Raw genomic sequence first — 2,332 nt, 5'->3', positions numbered from 1 at the left:
GGTCGAGCGGGTCGCCGCCGCGGTGGCGATGGGCCGCGACCTGATCAACACCCCCGCCAACGATCTCGGGCCCGCCGAGATCGAGGCCGCCGCCCGGGCGCTGGCCGAGCGCCACGGGGCGTCGATCGAGGTCACGCAGGGCGAGGCGCTCGCCAAAGCGTTTCCCCTGATCCACGCGGTCGGGGTCGCCTCGCCCCGGGCGCCGCGCCTGATCGACCTGACCTGGGGGCCGGCGGACGCGCCGCGGGTGACGCTTGTCGGCAAGGGCGTCGCCTTCGACACCGGCGGGCTCGACATAAAGCCCTCCTCCGCGATGCTGCTGATGAAGAAGGACATGGGCGGCGCCGCGGTGACGCTGGCGGCCGCCGACATGATCATGGGCGGGGGCCTCAAGATCCGCCTGCGCGTGCTGATCCCGGCGGTGGAGAACGCGGTCTCGGGCAACGCCTTCCGCCCCAGCGACGTGCTGCCCAGCCGGGCGGGCTTGAGCGTCGAGATCGGCAACACCGACGCGGAGGGGCGGCTGATCCTGGCCGACGCGCTGGCGCTCGCCGACGCGGAGGAGCCCGCTTTGATCCTCGACTTCTCGACGCTCACGGGCGCCGCCCGGGTGGCGCTCGGGCCGGACCTGCCGGCGTTCTTCACCGAGGACGAGGCCCTGGCGGCCTCCGTAGCGGAGGCGGGGCGGAGCGCGGTCGACCCGATCTGGCGGATGCCGCTGCACGCCCCCTACGCGAGCCTGCTCGATTCGAAGGTGGCCGACCTCAACAACGTCTCGGGCGGCCCGTTCGCCGGGGCGATCACCGCGGCGTTGTTCCTGCGCCGCTTCGCCCCGAAGACCAAGGCGCACGGCCATTTCGACCTGTACGGCTGGAACCCCTCGACCAAGCCGGGACGGCCGGAGGGCGGCGAGGTCCAGACCGCCCGGCTGACCTACGCGCTGCTCAAGGCCCGCTACGGGGCCTGACCGCGCCGGTCAGGCCAGGCCCGACAGCCGCAGCAGCATCCCGGCCCCGGCACACAGCGCCAGGGTCGGCAGCGCCCCGAGGCCGAACCGGAACACCGCCAGGATCGCCGCCAGCGTCAGCACCAGGGCGGCGGGATCGAGGCTGGCGGGGACGGGCAGGTCGAGGCGCAGTGGTCCGAGCGGCATCGTCCGGACCTCGGAAAACAGCGTCCGCAGCCCGAACCAGACCGCGAGGTTGAGGATCACCCCCGCCACCGCGGCGGTGATCGCCGAGAGTGCGCCGGCGAGCAGGCGGCTTCCGCGCAGGCGCCCGATCAGCGGCGCACCCGCGAAGATCCACAGGAAGCACGGCGCGAAGGTGACCCACGTGGTCAGCAGCCCGGCCAGCGTCCCCGCCAGCAGCGGCGGCAGGGTGCCGGGGGCCCGGTAGCCGGCCAGGAAGCCGACGAACTGGAGCACCATGATCAGCGGCCCCGGGGTGGTCTCGGCGAGCCCGAGCCCGTCGAGCATCTCCCCGGGCCGCAGCCAGCCGTAATGCTCCACCGCCTGCTGGGCCACGTAGGCGAGCGCCGCGTAGGCGCCCCCGAAGGTCACCACCGCCATCTTGGCGAAGAACACAGCCACCTGCCCGAAGACCGGGGGCGGCCCGGGCAGGAGCAGCAGGGCGGCCACCGGCAGGAGCCAGATCGCCAGCCACAGGACGGCGACGCGCAGGGATTCCGATGGCCCCGCGCGCTCGCGCGGCAGCATCGCCGCACCGATCAGGAACCCGGCCTCGTCGTTTCCCTCCGCCTCCGCAGGCGTCGCCGCGGGCCTTCGCCCCAGCACGAGGCCGAGGGCGCCCGCCGCGACCACGACCAGCGGGAACGGCACCGCGAGCAAGAAAATCGCCCCGAAGGCGGCGGCCGCGATCAGCCGGTCCGCCCGTCCGCGCAGGGCCCGCCCGCCGAGGCGCCAGAGCGCGTGCAGCACGATGGCGAGCACCGCCGCCTTGAGCCCGAAGAACAGGCCGGCGACGAGATCGACCGCGCCGTACAGGACGTAGAGCCAGCTCAGGCCCATCAGGGCGAGCAGCCCCGGCAGCACGAACAGCCCGCCCGCGACGAGGCCGCCGGCGGGGCCGTGCATCAGCCAGCCGATATAGGTCGCGAGCTGCTGCGCCTCCGGCCCCGGCAGGAGCGTGCAGAAGCCGAGCCCGTGCAGGAAGCGCCGCTCGGAGATCCAGCGCCGCTCGTCCACCAGGATGCGGTGCATCACGGCGATCTGCCCGGCGGGACCGCCGAAGGACAAGGCCGCCACCCGCAGCCAGACCGGCACGGCCTGCCGCAGGGTCGGGCGCGGGACGGAAGCCGCGCCCGACCCTGC

The 2,332-nt window shown here is 74.3% G+C and carries 2 protein-coding genes; one reads left to right on the top strand and one right to left on the bottom strand.

Annotation, left to right across the window (positions count from 1 at the left end):
- The coding region (locus tag FV228_RS27105; protein WP_147857346.1) for a leucyl aminopeptidase family protein at window positions 1-967 on the top strand (967 nt) is incomplete at its 5' end.
- A 9-nt stretch (window positions 968-976) separates the two neighbouring features.
- Here the strand turns inward: FV228_RS27105 and chrA are convergent.
- Window positions 977-2,332, bottom strand: a 1,356-nt coding sequence (chrA, locus tag FV228_RS27100; protein WP_246694047.1) for a chromate efflux transporter, incomplete at its 5' end; no start/stop codon positions are given.

Origin of the sequence: Methylobacterium sp. WL18 (genome assembly GCF_008040015.1) — a bacterium.
GTDB lineage: Bacteria > Pseudomonadota > Alphaproteobacteria > Rhizobiales > Beijerinckiaceae > Methylobacterium > Methylobacterium mesophilicum.
The sequence above is the reverse complement of the archived record's forward strand: the minus strand, read 5'-3'. Positions and strand labels throughout refer to the sequence as shown.